The organism is Micromonospora sp. MGP-C2, from assembly GCF_057766525.1.
Map to the genome: position 1 here is coordinate 2222300 of NZ_JBYMEN010000002.1, position 16713 is coordinate 2239012.

At 70.9% G+C, this 16713-nt stretch carries 13 protein-coding genes and 2 pseudogenes; 7 read left to right on the forward strand and 8 right to left on the reverse strand.

The window, feature by feature from the left end; all coding sequences use genetic code 11:
- Positions 1-46 precede the first annotated feature (46 nt).
- Positions 47-1012, forward strand: coding sequence for a COX15/CtaA family protein (locus AC3CF1_RS09730; RefSeq protein ID WP_374223679.1), 966 nt, complete (start codon positions 47-49; stop codon positions 1010-1012).
- 265 nt (positions 1013-1277) lie between these two features.
- Here AC3CF1_RS09730 and AC3CF1_RS09735 read toward each other — a convergent pair whose 3' ends face one another.
- The 3 genes from AC3CF1_RS09735 to AC3CF1_RS09745 form a co-directional block, all read right to left on the reverse strand.
- The gene (locus tag AC3CF1_RS09735) at positions 1278-2198 is read right to left on the reverse strand and encodes an ATP-grasp domain-containing protein (protein ID WP_488450169.1); all 921 of its coding nucleotides are present in this window, start codon (positions 2196-2198) and stop codon (positions 1278-1280) included.
- Between the two features lie 13 nt (positions 2199-2211).
- On the reverse strand, positions 2212-2547 hold the full coding sequence (locus AC3CF1_RS09740) for a hypothetical protein (protein ID WP_355161298.1): 336 nt from the start codon (positions 2545-2547) through the stop codon (positions 2212-2214).
- A 328-nt stretch (positions 2548-2875) separates the two neighbouring features.
- Positions 2876-3829 (reverse strand): heme o synthase, encoded by a 954-nt coding sequence (locus AC3CF1_RS09745; RefSeq protein WP_088949243.1) that lies wholly within the window; start codon positions 3827-3829, stop codon positions 2876-2878.
- 266 nt (positions 3830-4095) lie between these two features.
- On the opposite strand from AC3CF1_RS09745, the pseudogene tkt reads away from it, so the two are divergent.
- The 6 genes and pseudogenes from tkt to pgl all read left to right on the forward strand — a co-directional run bounded on the left by tkt (position 4096) and on the right by pgl (position 12690).
- Positions 4096-6233 (forward strand): annotated as a pseudogene (tkt, locus tag AC3CF1_RS09750) (transketolase).
- Positions 6234-6248: 15 nt separating this feature from the next.
- A complete protein-coding gene (gene tal, locus AC3CF1_RS09755) occupies positions 6249-7424 on the forward strand; it encodes a transaldolase (RefSeq protein WP_488450172.1) in 1176 nt (391 codons plus the stop codon).
- A 123-nt stretch (positions 7425-7547) separates the two neighbouring features.
- Positions 7548-9196: pseudogene (locus tag AC3CF1_RS09760) on the forward strand (glucose-6-phosphate isomerase).
- 2 nt (positions 9197-9198) lie between these two features.
- Positions 9199-10752, forward strand: a complete 1554-nt coding sequence (gene zwf, locus AC3CF1_RS09765) for a glucose-6-phosphate dehydrogenase (RefSeq protein WP_354983094.1) — start codon at positions 9199-9201, stop codon at positions 10750-10752.
- On the forward strand, positions 10749-11765 hold the full coding sequence (locus AC3CF1_RS09770) for a glucose-6-phosphate dehydrogenase assembly protein OpcA (protein ID WP_088949248.1): 1017 nt from the start codon (positions 10749-10751) through the stop codon (positions 11763-11765). Before zwf ends, AC3CF1_RS09770 begins: the two co-directional genes overlap by 4 nt.
- A gap of 154 nt (positions 11766-11919) precedes the next feature.
- A complete protein-coding gene (pgl, locus tag AC3CF1_RS09775) occupies positions 11920-12690 on the forward strand; it encodes a 6-phosphogluconolactonase (RefSeq protein ID WP_354983093.1) in 771 nt (256 codons plus the stop codon).
- A 37-nt stretch (positions 12691-12727) separates the two neighbouring features.
- Here the strand turns inward: pgl and AC3CF1_RS09780 are convergent, their stop codons facing one another.
- The 5 genes from AC3CF1_RS09780 to gap all read right to left on the reverse strand — a co-directional run bounded on the left by AC3CF1_RS09780 (position 12728) and on the right by gap (position 16619).
- Complete coding sequence (locus AC3CF1_RS09780) at positions 12728-13069, reverse strand: RNA polymerase-binding protein RbpA (protein ID WP_088949250.1); 342 nt, start codon at positions 13067-13069, stop codon at positions 12728-12730.
- Between the two features lie 143 nt (positions 13070-13212).
- Complete coding sequence (gene secG / locus AC3CF1_RS09785; RefSeq protein WP_121653040.1) at positions 13213-13473, reverse strand: preprotein translocase subunit SecG; 261 nt, start codon at positions 13471-13473, stop codon at positions 13213-13215.
- A 96-nt stretch (positions 13474-13569) separates the two neighbouring features.
- Entirely contained in the window at positions 13570-14361 is a 792-nt protein-coding gene (gene tpiA / locus AC3CF1_RS09790) for a triose-phosphate isomerase (protein WP_141910436.1), read from the reverse strand.
- Positions 14362-15618 carry a phosphoglycerate kinase gene (locus AC3CF1_RS09795; protein WP_488450176.1) on the reverse strand — a complete coding sequence of 419 codons (1257 nt, stop codon included), beginning with the start codon at positions 15616-15618 and terminating at the stop codon, positions 14362-14364. It abuts the gene before it with no gap.
- A complete protein-coding gene (gap, locus tag AC3CF1_RS09800; RefSeq protein ID WP_088949253.1) occupies positions 15615-16619 on the reverse strand; it encodes a type I glyceraldehyde-3-phosphate dehydrogenase in 1005 nt (334 codons plus the stop codon). The genes AC3CF1_RS09795 and gap overlap by 4 nt, the downstream gene beginning before the upstream one ends.
- Positions 16620-16713 lie beyond the last annotated feature (94 nt).

Here is a 16713-nt window from a genome sequence, read left to right on the forward strand (position 1 = left end):
TCCGAACCACCGAGCCGACGGAGTCGGACGAACCTCGATCACTACAGTGCGTAGGATTTGCGGCGTGAACCGAATCGTCCGTCCGGTCTCCGGCATCCTGCTGCGCCGCCTCGCGCTCGCCTCGATCATCGCGAACGTGGGCATCGTCGTCACCGGCGGGGCCGTCCGGTTGACCGCCTCGGGCCTCGGTTGCCCCACCTGGCCCCGGTGCACCGACGATTCCTACGTCACCACGCCCGAGATGGGCGTGTACGGGGTGATCGAGTTCGGTAACCGGATGCTGACCTTCGCGGTGGGCCTCATCGCGCTGGCCACCGTGCTGGCCGTACTCCTGCACCGACCCCGCCGACCCGGGCTCCTCGCCCTGGCCGTGGCGGTCTTCCTGGGCATCCCCGCCCAGGCGGTGATCGGTGGCATCACCGTGCTGACCAACCTCAACCCGTGGGTGGTCGGGCTGCACTTCCTCGCCTCGATGGCGGTGATCGCCGCCGCGTACGCCCTCTGGCGGCGCATCGGCGACCCCGACGGCCCGCCCGTGGCCGTGGTGCCCGCACCGCTGCGCGCGCTGGCCCGGGTCACCACCGGCGTCACCGTCGCCGTGCTGGTCGTCGGCACCTGGGTCACCGGCAGCGGCCCGCACGCCGGCGACCACGGCGCCGCCCGCAACGGGCTCGACCCGGAGACGATCTCGCAGGTGCACGCGGACGGCGTCTTCCTCCTGATCGGGCTGTCGGTGGCACTGATCTTCGCGTTCCGCGCCGTCGGCGCCCAGCGGGCCACCCGCGCCGCGATCGTGCTGGTCGCCGTGGAGCTGGGTCAGGGCCTGATCGGCTTCGTGCAGTACTTCACCCACGTGCCGGCGATCCTGGTCGGCGCACACATGCTCGGCTCGTGCCTGGTGCTGCTGGCCGCGTTGTCGGTGCAGTGGTCGACCCGCGAACGCCGCCCGGTCACCCCGGCAGCAGATGTCGCAGCGACCCACGCCGAGGAATCCGTCCCGGTCACCGCCTGACCCCAGGGCGCGGCCCCGCGCCCCGCGCCACCGGTCCGAGCCCTTCCGCGTCGGGCGTCCGGTTCTGCGCTTCCGCAAGGAGCGGCCGGACGACGCCTGACGCCTGACGCCTGCCGCCCCGCGCCCCGCGCCCCGCGCACCAGGCCAAGATCCGCGCAACTTCGGTGAAGTTGGTGCCTCAGGGCCTCGGGACACAGCACTTTCCCCGAAGTTGCGCGGATCTTGGCGGTGCGCGGTGGCACGGCGGGCGGTGCGTCGGGGGCGGTCAGGCGCGGCGGGCCAGGTGAGTGGCGATCGCGGCGGCGAGGCGGTCGGGGGCCCCGTCGGCGTACCCGATGAAGAGCGACGGCTCGGTCAGCTCCAGCTCGACCAGGACCGGCTCGCCGTCGGGGCCGGGGATCAGGTCGACCCGGGCGTAGAGCAGCTGCCGCGTGCCGCCGGGCACCGTGGCGAGGGTCTTCTCGGCCACCGCGAGCTGTTCGGGTTGGGCGGTACGGGAGGTGATCTCCTCGGCCTTGTAGAGCCCGTCCGGGCCGAGGTCCGGGCCGGTCAGCATCGGCCCCTTGCGGATCGCGTGGCTGAACGTGAGCCCGTCCGGCCCTGCCAGGAAGAGCAGTGCCGTCTCGCCCTCGGTGTCGACGGCGCGCAGGTACGGCTGGACCATGGTCACCCGGCCGGCGTCGGAGAGCCGGCGGACATGTGCGGCGGCCAGGTCCCGGTGCTCCGGGTCGGCCAGGTCGTAGCGGCCGGTGTCCTGGCTGCCGGCGCTGACCGAGGGCTTGAGCACGTACTCGCCGGTCTCGGCGGGCGGTTGCCAGCTCTCCCCCGGCTCGACCCAGGAGGTCGGAACGGTCGGCACCCCGGCGGCGGTCAGCTCGGCCAGGTAACGCTTGTCGGTGTTCCAGCGGACCACGTCGGCCGGGTTGACCAGCGTTGGGACGGTTGCCGCCCAGGCGACGAACTCGTCGCGGCGCAGCGCGTAGTCCCAGGGCGAGCGGAGCACGACCAGGTCGTACGAGGACCAGTCGACATCGGGGTCGTCCCACACCACGGTGTCGACGGCGATGCCATGGGCGCTGAGCGGGGCCAGGACCAGCCGGTCGTCCGGGTCGAGGTCGGCGAGGTCGGCGCAGGTGACGAGAGCGACCCGGGGTTCCCCCCGGGTCGACTGGTGATCGGTGGTCAATTCAGGTGTCTATTCAGCGGGCCATCGTGCGCCGGGCCATCGACCGCCACAGGTCGTTGCTCGGACGCATCTGGTCCATCAGTTCACGCTCCCAGGCGTTCTCGACGGTGACTCCCGCCTTGGCGCACGCCTCCCGGGCGGTGACGGTGTCGTCGGCGAACTGGTCGCCCCACTCACCGTCGGACCCGACCAGGACGATTCGCGCGCCACGCTTGCCGACGTACTCGATGACCGCCTTCGCGCCGCCGTGCCCGGCGGCGAACGCCTTGAGGCCCGCAATCAGGCCCTGGGGCGTCTGCTCGCCGGCGGTCTGCTCGGCCGTCAGCGTCGTATCGGAACCATCTGCCATGACGCGAAGCCTAAGCAGACCCGCACCCTCTCGGGCGAGAACCATGAACCTTTTGTGATGCCAATTACCTACAGGTTTAAGGCTGACCATAGGCAAGCTGTCCGGTTATATACGGACTTTCCATCGCAAAACTTCGCGGCAAACCCTTGCGCATCCACCACAGGTTGAGCCCATCCGGCTCATGGCGAAAGTTACCCTGATGTGACGTTAAGCCGGACAACTCATCCATGGGCATGATTAGTCGGACGTCGAGCGCCACCCGATACGGCGGGGCAGAAACGCGAGGCGGGCCTCAGACGCGAGGCGGGCCTCAGACGTGACGCGGGCGTCAGATCAGCGCGTCGAGCGCGACGGCCACGAACACGATCGTCAGGTACGTGGTCGACCAGTGGAACAGCCGCATCGGCTTGACCGCCTCGCCCCGCGTCGCGCGCCGGCAGAGTCGGTGTGCCTCGACGATGAAGATGGCGCCCACCACCAGGGTCGGCACGCCGTAGATCGCGCTGAGCCCCAGCGGCCAGACAGCCAGGGAGGTGAGCACGGTGAGCCACGCGAAGATCAGGATCTCGGCGTTCACCCGTCGGGTCGACGCCACCACCGGCAGCATCGGGATGCCGGCCCGCGCGTAGTCGTCCTTGTATTTCATGGCGAGCGGGTAGAAGTGCGGCATCTGCCAGAAGAAGACCACCGCGAAGAGCCCCCAGGCGGCCGGGGCCAGCCCGCCGGTGACCGCTGCCCATCCGATGAGCACCGGAGCGGCCCCGCAGGCGCCTCCCCAGAACGTGTTCGTCGGGGTGGAGCGCTTGAGCCACAGCGTGTAGACGACGTCGTAGTAGACGATCGCGGCAAGGGTCAGCCCGGCGGCCAGCAGGTTGGTGAACGCCGCCATCAGGACGATCGAGATCGCCGCCAGCACCAGACCGAAGACCAGCGCGCTGCGGGGCGACACGGTGTGCGCCGGCAGTGGCCGACGCTTGGTACGCCGCATCAACTGGTCGATGTCCCGGTCGATGTAGCAGTTGAGCACGCTGGCCGCGCCGGCGGCGAGCGAGCCACCGATCAGCACGATGGCCATCAACCACAGCGACGGGAGCCCGCCCTCGGCGAGCATCATCGCCGGGATGGTGGTGACCAACAGGAGCTCGACGATCCGCGGCTTGGTGAGCGCCACGTACGCCGAGAGGACCGCGCGTACGTCCCGCCGGGCCACCGGGCCCTCGGCCGCCCGCGCCGGGTGCTGCCCGGCCGGGTTGCTCGCGGGGCGCTCGGTGATCATGCTCACGGATTGCCACCTTCCGGCATCGGGCACGGGGAGATCGGATTGGTCGGGACCGCCCGGGTCCGCATACCGACCCACACACTACGCGTTGTCGTTTTGGCTGCCCGGCCGACCCGACAACGGTGCGGACGGTCACACCACCGGGTTGACCGGCGCGACGGGTTCGTCACGTACCGCACACCATGCGGAGATCCCCGGGCGCGCGTTTAGGGACGCTCGATAGGGTCATCAGTGAGGGTTCCGCCCATCTGCCGAGGAGCACAACCATCGTGGCTGCCAAACGACCCGAGCACTCCGCACTGAACTGGTCCGACCTCGATCGCCGGGCCGTCGATACCGTCCGCGTGCTGGCCATGGATGCCGTGGAGAAATCCGGCAACGGCCACCCGGGCACCGCGATGAGCCTTGCGCCCGCGGCGTACCTCCTCTTCAACCGGGTCATGCGGCACAACCCGGCCGACCCGAACTGGCCCGGCCGTGACCGGTTCGTCCTCTCCGCCGGGCACTCCAGCCTGACCCTCTACATCCAGCTGTTCCTGTCCGGCTACCCGCTGAGCCTGGCCGACCTGCAGTCGCTGCGGCAGTGGGGCTCACTCACCCCGGGTCACCCCGAGCACGGGCACACCCCGGGCGTCGAGACCACCACCGGCCCCCTCGGGCAGGGTCTGGGCAACGCGGTCGGCATGGCCATGGCGGCCCGCCGCGAGCGCGGCCTGTTCGACCCCGAGGCCGAGCCGGGCGCGTCGGTCTTCGACCACAACATCTGGTGCATCGTCTCCGACGGCGACATCGAGGAGGGCATCAGCCACGAGGCCAGTGCCCTCGCCGGGCACCAGCAGCTGGGCAACCTCACGGTGATCTACGACGACAACGAGATCTCGATCGAGGACGACACCCGCATCGCCAAGAGCGAGGACGTGGCAGCCCGCTACGAGGCGTACGGCTGGCACGTGCAGACCGTCGACTGGCGTAGCGGCGACGCCGACCAGGGCGACTACCACGAGGACGTCGAGGCCCTGCACGCCGCGCTGCTGGCCGCCAAGGCGGAGACCGGCCGTCCCTCCTTCATCGCCCTGCGCACCATCATCGGCTGGCCCGCTCCCAACAAGCAGAACACCGGCAAGATCCACGGCTCGGCGCTCGGCGCCGACGAGGTGAAGGCCACCAAGCGGATCCTCGGCTTCGACCCGGAGCAGACCTTCCAGGTCGACGAGGAGGTGCTCGCCCACGCCCGCACGGTGATGGGTCGCGGCTCCGACGCCGAGCAGGCATGGACCGGCGAGTTCGACGCCTGGAAGAAGGCCAACCCGGAGCGCACCGCGCTCTACGAGCGGATGGCCGGCCGGGTGCTCCCCGACGGCTGGGCCGACGCGCTGCCGGTCTTCCCCGCCGACGCCAAGGGCGTGGCCACCCGTGCCGCGTCCGGCAAGGTGCTGGAGGCGCTCGCGCCGGTGCTGCCGGAGCTGTGGGGTGGCTCGGCCGACCTGGCGGAGAGCAACAACACCACCATGAAGGGCGAGCCGTCGTTCATCCCGGCCTCGCACGCCACCAAGGACTTCCCCGGCCACGAGTACGGCCGCACGCTGCACTTCGGCATCCGTGAGCACGCCATGGGAGCGATCCTCAACGGCATCGCCCTGCACGGCGGCACCCGCCCGTACGGCGGCACGTTCCTGGTGTTCAGCGACTACATGCGCCCGTCGGTGCGGCTGGCCGCGCTGATGAAGCTGCCGGTGACCTACGTCTGGACGCACGACTCGATCGGCCTGGGCGAGGACGGCCCGACCCACCAGCCGGTGGAGCACCTGACCGCGCTGCGCGCCATCCCCGGTCTGGACGTGGTCCGCCCGGCGGACGCCAACGGACGGCCTGGGCCTGGCGGATGGCGCTGGAGCACACCGACCGGCCGACCGCCATGGCGCTGAGCCGCCAGCCGCTGCCAACCCTGGACCGGGACGTCCTGGGCAGCGCGGAGGGGGTCGCCAAGGGCGGCTACGTGCTGGCCGAGGCGTCCAACGGCAAGCCTCAGGTGATCATCGTCGGCACCGGTTCCGAGGTGCAGCTCTGCCTGACCGCGCGGGAGCGCCTGGAGGCCGACGGCACCCCCACCCGGGTGGTTTCGATGCCCTGCCAGGAGTGGTTCTACGAGCAGGATGAGGCGTACCGGGAGTCGGTGCTCCCACGCGGGGTAAAGGCACGGGTGAGCGTGGAAGCGGGCATCGCGATGTCCTGGCGCGGCGTCGTCGGCGACCTCGGCGAAAGCGTCAGCCTGGAGCACTACGGAGCGAGCGCCCCGCACACCGTGCTCTTCGAGCAGTTCGGCTTCACCGGCGACCGGATCGTGGCGGCGGCGCACGCCTCGCTGGCCCGGGTGGGCGACATCACCGGTTTCACGACCGGCAACTGAGGGAGCGTGGACGGCATGACGGACAAGCTGAATGAGCTCACCGCCGCGGGCGTGGCGGTGTGGCTCGACGATCTTTCCCGGGTACGACTGAGCTCCGGCGGGCTGGACCAGCTCCGCCGTGAGAAGCACGTGGCCGGTGTCACCACCAACCCGACGATCTTCGCAAAGGCGCTGAGCGACGCCGACGAATACAACTGGCAGCTGCGCGACCTCGCCATTCGTGGCATCGAGGTCGAGGAGTCGGTGCGGATGCTCACCACGTACGACGTGCGGTGGGCCTGCGACGTGATGCGCCCGTCCTACGACGGCAGTGCGGGTGTCGACGGCCGGGTCTCCATCGAGGTGGACCCCCGGGTGGCGCACGACAGTGACCGGACGGTTGCCGAGGCCAAGGCCCTGTGGTGGCTGGTCGACCGTCCCAACCTCTTCATCAAGATCCCGGCCACCGAGGAGGGCCTGTCGGCGATCACCGACACGCTGGCCGAGGGGATCAGCGTCAACGTGACGCTGATCTTCGGCCTGGACCGCTACTCGGCGGTGATGGAGGCGTTCCTCGCCGGCCTGGAGAAGGCCAAGGCCAACGGCCACGACCTGTCCACCATCGGCTCGGTCGCGTCGTTCTTCGTCTCCCGGGTGGATGCCGAGGTGGACAAGAGGCTGGAAAAGATCGGCTCCGAGCAGGCCAAGTCGCTCCGGGGCAAGGCCGCCGTCGCGAACGCCCAGCTGGCGTACGAGCGCTACACCGAGGTGTTCTCCTCCGACCGCTGGAAGGCGCTCGCCGACGCGGGGGCGCACCCGCAGCGGCCGCTGTGGGCGTCCACCTCGACGAAGAACCCGGACTACCGCGACGTCATCTACGTCGAGGAGCTGATCGCCCCCGGCACTGTCAACACCATGCCGGAGTCGGTCATCCACGCGTACGCCGATCACGGCGAGACCCGCGGCGACACCATCACCGGCGCCTACGACGCGGCCCGCAAGGTCTTCGCGGACCTGGAGTCGGTTGGGGTGGACATGGCCGACGTGATCGCCACCCTGGAGCGCGAGGGCGTGGAGAAGTTCGAGGCCAGCTGGCAGGAGCTGCTCGACGGCGTCCGCAAGTCGCTGGAGGCGGCGGCGAAGGGTAAGGGTTCTCCGAACAAGGCCGCCAAGGGCAACGCCAAGGGCGCCGAGAAGGCCGGTGGCGCATGAGCGAGAGCAGCGAGCGAATCAGCAAGCTCAGTGCGCTGGTGCCTCATGACGGCACGCAGCGAAGCGGAGTGACGGCATGAGCGAGAGCAGCGAGCGAATCAGCAAGGCCAGTGAGGTGGCGGCATGAGTGACCTGTTGGCAGGGAAGGTGGAGGCCGCCGCCGGGCTGGCCGTGTACGGCGCGGACGCGGTCGACAAGTCCGCTCCCGCCTCGACCCGGGACGCGCTGGTCAAGGCCGGCGTCCCGGGCAAGCTGGCCGGCAAGGACGCGAGCCTGTGGGGTCCGGACGCCGAGGCCGAGGCGAAGCTCCGGCTCGGCTGGGTGGACACCCACCAGCGCAGCCGGGAGCTGCTGGCGCAGCTGGCCGAGCTGACCGCGGAGCTGGCCGACCTGGACCACGTGGTGCTCGCCGGGATGGGTGGCTCGTCACTGGCCCCCGAGGTGATCACGCGGACCCTGGGCCGCCCGCTGACCGTGCTGGACACCACCGACCCGGGCCAGGTCCGGGCGGCGCTCGGTGACCGGCTGGAGCGCACCGTCGTCGTGGTGGCGAGCAAGTCCGGTTCGACGGTGGAGACCGACAGCCACCGGCGCGCCTACTGGCAGGCGTTCCTGGACGCCGGGATGACGGAGGCGGAGGCCGGCCGGCACTTCGTCATCGTCACCGACCCGGGCTCGCCGCTGGAGGCCACCGCGACCGAGATGGGCGCGTTCACCGTGCTCGCTGACCCGAACGTGGGCGGCCGGTACTCGGCGCTGACCGCGTTCGGCCTGGTGCCCTCGGCGCTGGCCGGGGTCGAGGTCGCGGAACTGCTCGACCAGGCCGACGCGCTGGCTGCGTCGCTCGGCGCGGACCGGGACAACCCGGCGCTCGCCCTGGGTGCCGCCCTGGGCGCGGCGGCGACGCTGGCCCGGGACAAGATCGCGCTGGTCTCCGACGGCACCGGCATCGACGGGCTCGGCGACTGGGCCGAGCAGCTGATCGCCGAGTCGACCGGCAAGGCCGGGGTGGGCATCCTGCCGGTGGTCGTGGAGTCTCCGCAGAGCCCTGGCGCCAGCGGTGCGGACGTGCTGACCGTCAGCTACGGCGGCGCGCTGGCACCCGGTGACATGCCGGGCGGCGGCGCGGCCCCGGACGTGGCCGTCAACGGCCCGCTGGGCGCGCAGTTCCTGGCCTGGGAGTACGCGACCGCGGTGGCCGGTGTGGTGCTCGGCATCGACCCGTTCAACCAGCCGAACGTCACCGAGTCCAAGGAGAACACCAACAAGATCCTGGCCTCGGGCCTGCCGGCGGAGACGCCGTCGTTCACCGAGGGCGCGATCGAGGTGTACGCCCCGCAGGGCGCCCCCGGGGACCTGGCCGGGGTGCTGCGCTGGCTGCTCGACGGGCTGGGCGACGACGGTTACCTCGCGGTGATGGCGTACCTCGACCGGTTCGCCGACGCCGACATGGCCAAGCTGCGGCCGCTGCTGGCCCAGGCGGGCGGCCGGCCGGTCACCTTCGGTTGGGGACCGCGGTTCCTGCACTCGACGGGTCAGTACCACAAGGGCGGCCCGCAGGTGGGCAGCTACCTCCAGGTGACCGGCGCGGTCGCGGAGGACCTGGCGGTGCCGGGCAAGCCGTACACCTTCGGTGAGTTGCAGGCGGCGCAGGCTGCCGGGGACCGGCAGGCGCTCGCCGGCCGGGGCGCCCGGTGCTGCGGCTGCATCTGACCGACCGTGCCGCCGGTGTCGCCCAACTGCTCGACGCGGCCGGTGATCTGCGGGCGTGAGGATGGACGAGGTGACTGAGGCGGAGCGAGGAGGTGGCTCGGTGAACCCGCTGCGCGATCCGCAGGACCGCCGGTTGCCCCGGATCCCGGAGCCCTGCGCTCTGGTGATCTTCGGGGTGACCGGCGACCTGGCCCGCAAGAAGCTGCTCCCTGCCGTCTACGACCTGGCCAACCGAGGGCTGCTGCCGCCGGGTTTCGTGGTGCTCGGTTTCGCGCGCCGCGACTGGGGAGACGGCGACTTCGAGACGCTGGCCTGCGAGGCTGCCCGCAAGCACGCTCGTACTCCGTGGCGGGACGAGGTGTGGGCACGGCTGGCCGGCAACATCAAGTTCGTCGGCGGGTCGTTCGACGACGACGCGGCCTTCGACCAGCTCGCCTCGACGCTGGACGACCTGCGCCAGACCCACGGCATCACCGGCAACGCGGCGTTCTACTTCTCCATCCCCCCGGCCGCGTTTCCCGTCGTACTCAAGCAGCTGGCCCGCACCGGGATGGCCGACAACGAGAAGTCCGGCGGTTGGCGTCGGGTCGTCGTGGAGAAGCCGTTCGGCAACGACCTGCCGTCGGCGAAGTCGCTCAACGACCTCGTCGACGACGTGTTCACCCGGGAGGACGTCTTCCGGATCGACCACTACCTGGGCAAGGAGACGGTCCAGAACATCCTGGCCCTGCGGTTCGCCAACAACCTGTTCGAGCCGCTGTGGAACTCCAAGTACGTCGACTCGGTGCAGATCACCATGGCCGAGGATGTCGGGATCGGCACCCGCGCCGGCTTCTACGACACCGTCGGCACCGCCCGTGACGTGCTCCAGAACCACCTCCTGCAACTGCTCGCCCTGGTGGCGATGGAGGAGCCGACCAGCTTCGACGCCGACGAGATCCGGGCCGAGAAGCTGAAGGTGCTCAAGGCCATCACCCTGCCCAAGGACGTCGCCCGGGACACCGTTCGCGGTCAGTACCTGCCCGGCTGGGTGGGCGGCGAGCGCGCTGTCGGTTACCTGGAGGAGCAGGACGTTCCGAGCGACTCCACCACGGAGACGTACGTGGCGGTGCGGCTGGGCATCCAGAACCGCCGCTGGGCCGAGGTGCCGTTCTACATCCGGGCCGGCAAGCGGCTGCCCCGACGGGTCACCGAGGTCGCCATCATGTTCAAGAAGGCGCCGCACCTGCCGTTCAACGACGCCGACATGGAGTCGCTGGGCAACAACCAGCTCGTGATCCGGGTCCAGCCGGACGAGGGTGTGGTGCTCAAGTTCGGCTCGAAGGTGCCGGGCACCACGATGGAGGTCCGCGACATCGCGATGGACTTCCAGTACGGCGAGGCGTTCACCGAGTCCAGCCCAGAGGCGTACGAGCGGCTGGTCCTGGACGTGCTGATCGGCGACCGCACCCTGTTCCCGGACGCGTCAGAGGTCGAGCAGAGCTGGCAGGTGATCGACCCGCTGGAGCACGCCTGGGCTGGCACCACGCCGGAGCCGTACCGGGCCGGCGAGTGGGGTCCACGCGCCTCCGACGAGATGCTGGCCCGCGAGGGCCGCGCTTGGAGACGAGCATGATCGGGCTGTGGGACACCACCGGCAACGAGGTGGTCAAGGCGCTCGCCGCCGAGCGGCGCAGTGCCGGCGGGGTGGCCAGCGGCATGGCGCTCACCCTCATCGTGGTGGTGGACGAGAAGCGGGTCCGGGAGGCGGAGGCGGCGGCGACGATCGCCGCCGCCGCCCACCCGTGCCGGCTGGTGGTGGTGGTTCGCTCCGAGATCGAGCGGGACCGCAACCGGCTGGACGCGGAGATCGTCGTCGGTGGCCGGCTCGGCCCGTGCGAGGCGGTGGTCACCCGGATGTACGGGCGGCTGGCCCTGCACGCCGAGTCGGTCGTGATGCCGCTGCTCGTCCCCGACGTGCCGGTGGTCACCTGGTGGCACGGCGAGCCACCGGCGGAGATCGCCACCGACTTCCTCGGGGTGGTCGCCGACCGGCGGATCACCGACTCGGCGCAGGCCGCCGATCCGGTGGAGGCGCTGCACCAGCGTGCCCGGGACTACGCCCCGGGTGACACCGACCTGGCGTGGACCCGGATCACCCCGTGGCGGACCCTGGTCGCCGGGGCGTTCGACACCACCAGCGAGCGGGTCACCGAGGCGACCGTCGTCGCGCCGCCCAGCGACCCGACGGCGGCGCTGATGGTCGGTTGGCTGTCCAGCCGGCTCGGCATCACCCCGCGCCGGGTGGACACCAACGAGTTCCCCCGGATGCGGGAGGTGCAGTTGAGCTGCGCCAACGGTGATCAGCTCACGCTGACCCGCGAGGAGAGCATGGCCGTGTTCCGGCGGACCGGCCAGGACGACCGGGCTCTGCCGTTGGTCCGCCGCCCGCTTGGTGACGAGCTTGCCGAGGAGCTGCGCCGACTGGACGCCGACCAGGTGTACGCGGAGGCGCTGGGTGCGACGGTCGGTCTGCGGGGGTTGGAGCAGCGTCCCCCGCAGCGGGTGCACGTCTGGAAGGATCCGGCCACCGCCCGGCGCGCCGAGGCCGGGGTCACCGCACACGCCGGCACCAGCGGCGAGGGCTGAGCCCGACCGGGGCACGACAACGTCGGGGCAGGGCCGGGTCACCCACCGGGCCCTGCCCCGGAACCTCCGGGGCACTCGCCCCGCCACCTCGGGCCTCCAGCCCGGGTACGACGCGACAGCGACCGCACGCGGTCGGGAAACGAAGGCGCAACCCATGAGTGAGGCGAGTGTCGCGGTCCACGCCGACGCCGATCTGCTGGCGCAGGCCGTGGCCGCCCGGTTGCTGGTGAAGATGCTCGACGCCCAGGCCGACCGGGGTGAGGCGTCGGTGGTCCTCACCGGCGGTCGGATCGCCGCCGCCGTGTACCGGGCGGTGGCGACGCTGCCCGCCCGGGACGCGGTGGACTGGTCCCGGGTCGACGTGTGGTGGGGTGACGAGCGGTTCCTGCCCGCCGGCGACCCGGACCGCAACGAGACCCAGGCCCGGGCCGCCCTGTTGGACGTGGTGCCGCTCGACCCGGCCCGGGTGCACCCGATGCCGGCCTCCGACGGCCCCGCCGGCAACGACCCCGAGGCCGCTGCGGCCTGGTACGGGGAGGAATTGGCCCGCGCCGCCGGACCCGGGCACGGCACGCTGCCGCACTTCGACGTGCTGATGCTGGGCGTCGGCGAGGACGGGCACGTGGCGTCGATCTTCCCCGAGCACCCGGTGCACTACGAAACCCGCCCGTGCAGCGCCGTGCGGGGCAGCCCCAAGCCGCCGGCCGTGCGGACCACCCTCACCCTGCCGGCGATCAACACCGCCGAGGAGGTCTGGCTGGTGGCCGGCGGCGCCGACAAGGCCCGCGCGGTGGGTATGGCGCTGGCCGGGGCCGGGCCGGTGCAGTTGCCGGCCGCCGGGGTGCATGGTGTGGGTCGCACCCGCTGGCTGCTGGATCGGGCCGCCGCAGCCGACGTACCCGCCCGGCTGCGCAGCCTCCGCTGACCGACAGGAAGGGCCCCTCGACGGGGGCCCTTCCTTCTTATTCGCCGCGGCGGCGGCGGAGCGCTGCGAGCGCCTCGGCCAGCAGCGCCTCGCCTTCCTCGGCGGTACGCCGCTCCTTCACATACGCCAGATGGCTCTTGTACGGCTCGGCGCGGACCCGGCCGGGCGGGTTCTGCGCGTCCCGCCCGGCGGGCAGGCCGCAGCGGGGGCAGTCCCACAGGGCCGGCGCCTCGGCGTCCGCGGCGATCCGGATGTCGATCCGGTGGTCGTTGCGGCACCAGTAGGTGACGTCCTGTCGGGGGGCGGGTTGGTGCCGCTCGTCGGGCCGCATGGGTGCGGACCCGACTCGGGCGCCGCGGATGACGTTGCCACTCGGCACGGCTGCTCGCTCCTGTCGTCGGAGGGGACCCGCCGTCCTTTTCTCAGGATGGGCGGCGGGCGACGCGGTGCAGCGGAGAAAAGCCTGCGCGCGGCCCGTCGAGTGACGGACCGCGCGCAGATTGTACGACTTGACGAGCCTGCTCAGGCGCCGCTGTTCATCTGGAGGCGGAGCCAGAGCCCGAGCCCGATGATGGCGGCGAACCAGACGACGCTCACCAGGACGGTGTAACGGTCCAGGTTTTTCTCCGCGACCGAAGAGCCGGCGAGGCTGGAGCTGACGCCACCGCCGAACATGCTCGACAGACCGCCGCCCTTGCCGCGGTGCAGCAGGATCAGCAGGGTGAGCAGAATGCTCGTGATGACCAGCAACACGATCAACGTGTATGCGAACCAGATCGGCATGGCTGGGGTCAGTTCCTCTCGTAGCGATCCTCGCCCGGTCTGATCGGGCACGGTGGCACCGACCGGTGGACGGGCGGTGTCAAGGATACCGAGCGATCAGCGAGCGAGGTGCTCCGGGAAGCGGCAGATCTGAGCGAATTCCTCCGCGTCCAGGCTGGCACCCCCCACCAGGCCCCCGTCCACGTCCGGCTGGGCCATGATCGAGGCGACGTTTGACGCCTTGACCGAGCCGCCGTAGAGGACCCGGACCTGGTTCGCGGTGTCCTGGTCGAAGCGCTCCGCCAGTCGCTGGCGGACCGCCCCGCAGACCTCCTGGGCGTCCTCCGGCGTCGCGGTCTTGCCCGTGCCGATCGCCCAGACCGGCTCGTACGCGATCACGACCTGGCGCACCTGCTCGGGGGTGAGCCCGGCGAGGCCCCCGTCGAGCTGGTCGGAGCAGTGCGCCACGTGGGTGCCCTGCTCGCGCACGTCCAGCCCCTCCCCCACGCAGAGGATCGGGGTCAGGCCGTGCGTCAGCGCCGCCTTCACCTTGGCGTTGACCAGCGTGTCGTCCTCGTGGTGGTAGGCCCGCCGCTCGGAGTGCCCGACCACCACGTACGTGCAGCCGAGCTTGGCCAGCAGCGGCCCGGAGATGTCCCCGGTGTACGCGCCGGACGCGTGCGGCGACAGGTCCTGCCCGCCGTAGCCGATCAGCAGCTTGTCGCCGTCCACCGCGGTCTGCACCGTACGCAGGTCGGTGAAGGGCGGCAGCACGACCGTCTCGACGGCGGTGAGCTGCTTCTCGGTGAGGCTGGCCGCCAGCTTCTGCACCAGCAGGTTGGCCTCGAGGTGGTTGAGGTTCATCTTCCAGTTGCCGGCCATCAACGGCCGGCGGGTGGTGCTCGACATTCAGTTCTCCAGGGCCGCGATGCCGGGGAGGGTCTTGCCCTCGAGGTATTCCAGGGAGGCGCCGCCACCCGTGGAGATGTGCCCGAAGGACGACTCGTCCAGCCCCAGGGCACGGACCGCCGCCGCCGAGTCACCGCCACCGACGACGCTGAACGCGTCGGCCTTGGTGATCGCCTCGGCGATGCCCCGGGTGCCCGCCGCGAAGGCCGGCATCTCGAACACGCCCATCGGGCCGTTCCAGAAGATCGTCTTCGCCTGGGACAGTGCGGCGCTGAAACCGGCGACCGTCTCCGGGCCGACGTCCAGCCCGAGCCGGTGGCTCGGGATGCCGTCGACACGGACCGTGTCGTGCGCGGCATCCGGGGCGAACGCGTCCGCCACCACCACGTCGACCGGCAGCATGATCTTGCCGCCGGACCGCTCCAGCAGGTTGCGGCAGGTGTCGACCATGTCCTTCTCCAGCAGCGAGGTGCCCACCTCCAGGCCCTGGGCCTTGAGGAAGGTGAAGCACATCCCGCCGCCGATGAGCAGCCGGTCGACGGTGGGCAGCAGCGCCTCGATCACGGCGAGCTTGTCGGACACCTTCGACCCACCGAGCACCACCACGTACGGCCGCTCGGGGTCACCGGTGAGCTTGGAGAGCACCTCGACCTCACGCAGCACCAGTCGGCCCGCGACGTGCGGCAGACGGGCCGGCACGTCGAAGACGCTGGCGTGCTTGCGGTGCACCGCGCCGAACGCGTCGTCCACGTACGCGTCGCCGAACGCGGCGAGCTGGTCGGCGAACGCGCCCCGCTCGGCCTCGTCCTTGCTGGTCTCACCCGCGTTGAACCGCAGGTTCTCCAGGAGGGCGACCTGACCGTCGGCCAGGTCGGCGACGGTGGAGCGGGCGGAATCGCCGACGGTGTCGGTGGCGAAGTGCACCGGGGCGCCGAGCAGCTCACCGAGCCGCCCGGCGACCGGGCCCAGGCTGAACTGCGGGTCCGGCGCGCCCTTCGGGCGGCCCAGGTGCGAGCAGACGACCACCTTCGCGCCGGCCTCGACCAGCGCGCCGAGGGTCGGCAGCACCGCGCGGATCCGGCCGTCGTCGGCGATCCTCACTCCGTCCGGAGTGCCGCCTTGCGGCGCGGAGGCGGAGTTATGATCGTTAATGGCACCGGTCTGCTTGTCGAGCGGGACGTTCAGGTCGGCGCGCACCAGCACGCGCCGACCCGAAACCCCCTCGGCGAGCAGGTCGTCGAGGGTCCGGATGCTCACAGCGAGCTACCGACCAGCTTGACCAGGTCGACGAGCCGGTTGGAGTAACCCCACTCGTTGTCGTACCAGCCGACGACCTTCACCTGGTTGCCGACGACCTTGGTCAGCGGCGCGTCGAAGATGCACGACGCCGGGTCGGTGACGATGTCGCTGGAGACGATCGGGTCCTCGTTGTAGACCAGGATGCCCTTGAGCGGGCCATCCGCGGCGGCCTTCAGCGCGGCGTTGACCTCGTCCACGGTGGTCTCGCGACCCACGTTGACGGTGAGGTCGGTGACCGAGCCGGTCGGGATCGGCACCCGCAGGGCGTACCCGTCGAGCTTGCCCTTGAGGTCCGGCAGGACCAGACCGATCGCCTTGGCGGCGCCGGTGGAGGTCGGGACGATGTTCAGCGCGGCGGCCCGGGCACGACGCAGATCCGAGTGCGGCGCGTCCTGGAGGTTCTGGTCCTGGGTGTACGCGTGGATCGTCGTCATCAGACCGTGCTGGATGCCGAACGTGTCGTGCAGGACCTTCGCCATCGGGGCGAGGCAGTTGGTGGTGCACGAAGCGTTGGAGATGATGGTGTGCTTCGCCGGGTCGTAGGTGTCGTGGTTGACACCCATGACGACGGTGACGTCCTCGTTCTTCGCCGGGGCGGAGATGATGACCTTCTTGGCCCCGCCGTCGACGTGCGCCTTGGCCTTGGTGGCGTCGGTGAAGAAGCCGGTCGACTCGATGACGACGTCGACGTTCAGATCGCCCCACGGCAGCTTCGACGGGTCCTTCTCGGCGTACGCCTTGATGGTCTTGCCACCGACGGTGATCTCGTCGGCGGTGGCCTTGACCTCGTAGGGAAGGCGACCCAGAATGCTGTCGTACTTGAGCAGGTGGGCAAGCGTCGCGTTGTCGGTAAGGTCGTTCACCGCCACGACCTCGATGTCGGCGTCAGACGCCAGCACTGCCCGGAAGAAGTTACGGCCGATTCGGCCAAAGCCGTTGATGCCAACCCGGATGGTCACAGGTTCCAGCTCCTCGCGTTCTGGTCCGCCGGCTTCAGACAACGGGCCGGCGGAGTGGTGTGCGCCGACCGTTGGAGCCGGCCGTTGACGGTTC

Bases quoted from the DNA above. Each gene is read 5' to 3' on its own strand.
- AC3CF1_RS09740 (WP_355161298.1), bottom strand. From the start codon at position 2,547: ATGGCAGATGGTTCCGATACGACGCTGACGGCCGAGCAGACCGCCGGC.
- AC3CF1_RS09770 (WP_088949248.1), top strand. From the start codon at position 10,749: ATGATCGGGCTGTGGGACACCACCGGCAACGAGGTGGTCAAGGCGCTC.
- tal (WP_488450172.1), top strand. From the start codon at position 6,249: ATGACGGACAAGCTGAATGAGCTCACCGCCGCGGGCGTGGCGGTGTGG.
- pgl (WP_354983093.1), top strand. From the start codon at position 11,920: ATGAGTGAGGCGAGTGTCGCGGTCCACGCCGACGCCGATCTGCTGGCG.
- secG (WP_121653040.1), bottom strand. From the start codon at position 13,473: ATGCCGATCTGGTTCGCATACACGTTGATCGTGTTGCTGGTCATCACG.
- tpiA (WP_141910436.1), bottom strand. From the start codon at position 14,361: ATGTCGAGCACCACCCGCCGGCCGTTGATGGCCGGCAACTGGAAGATG.
- zwf (WP_354983094.1), top strand. From the start codon at position 9,199: ATGGACGAGGTGACTGAGGCGGAGCGAGGAGGTGGCTCGGTGAACCCG.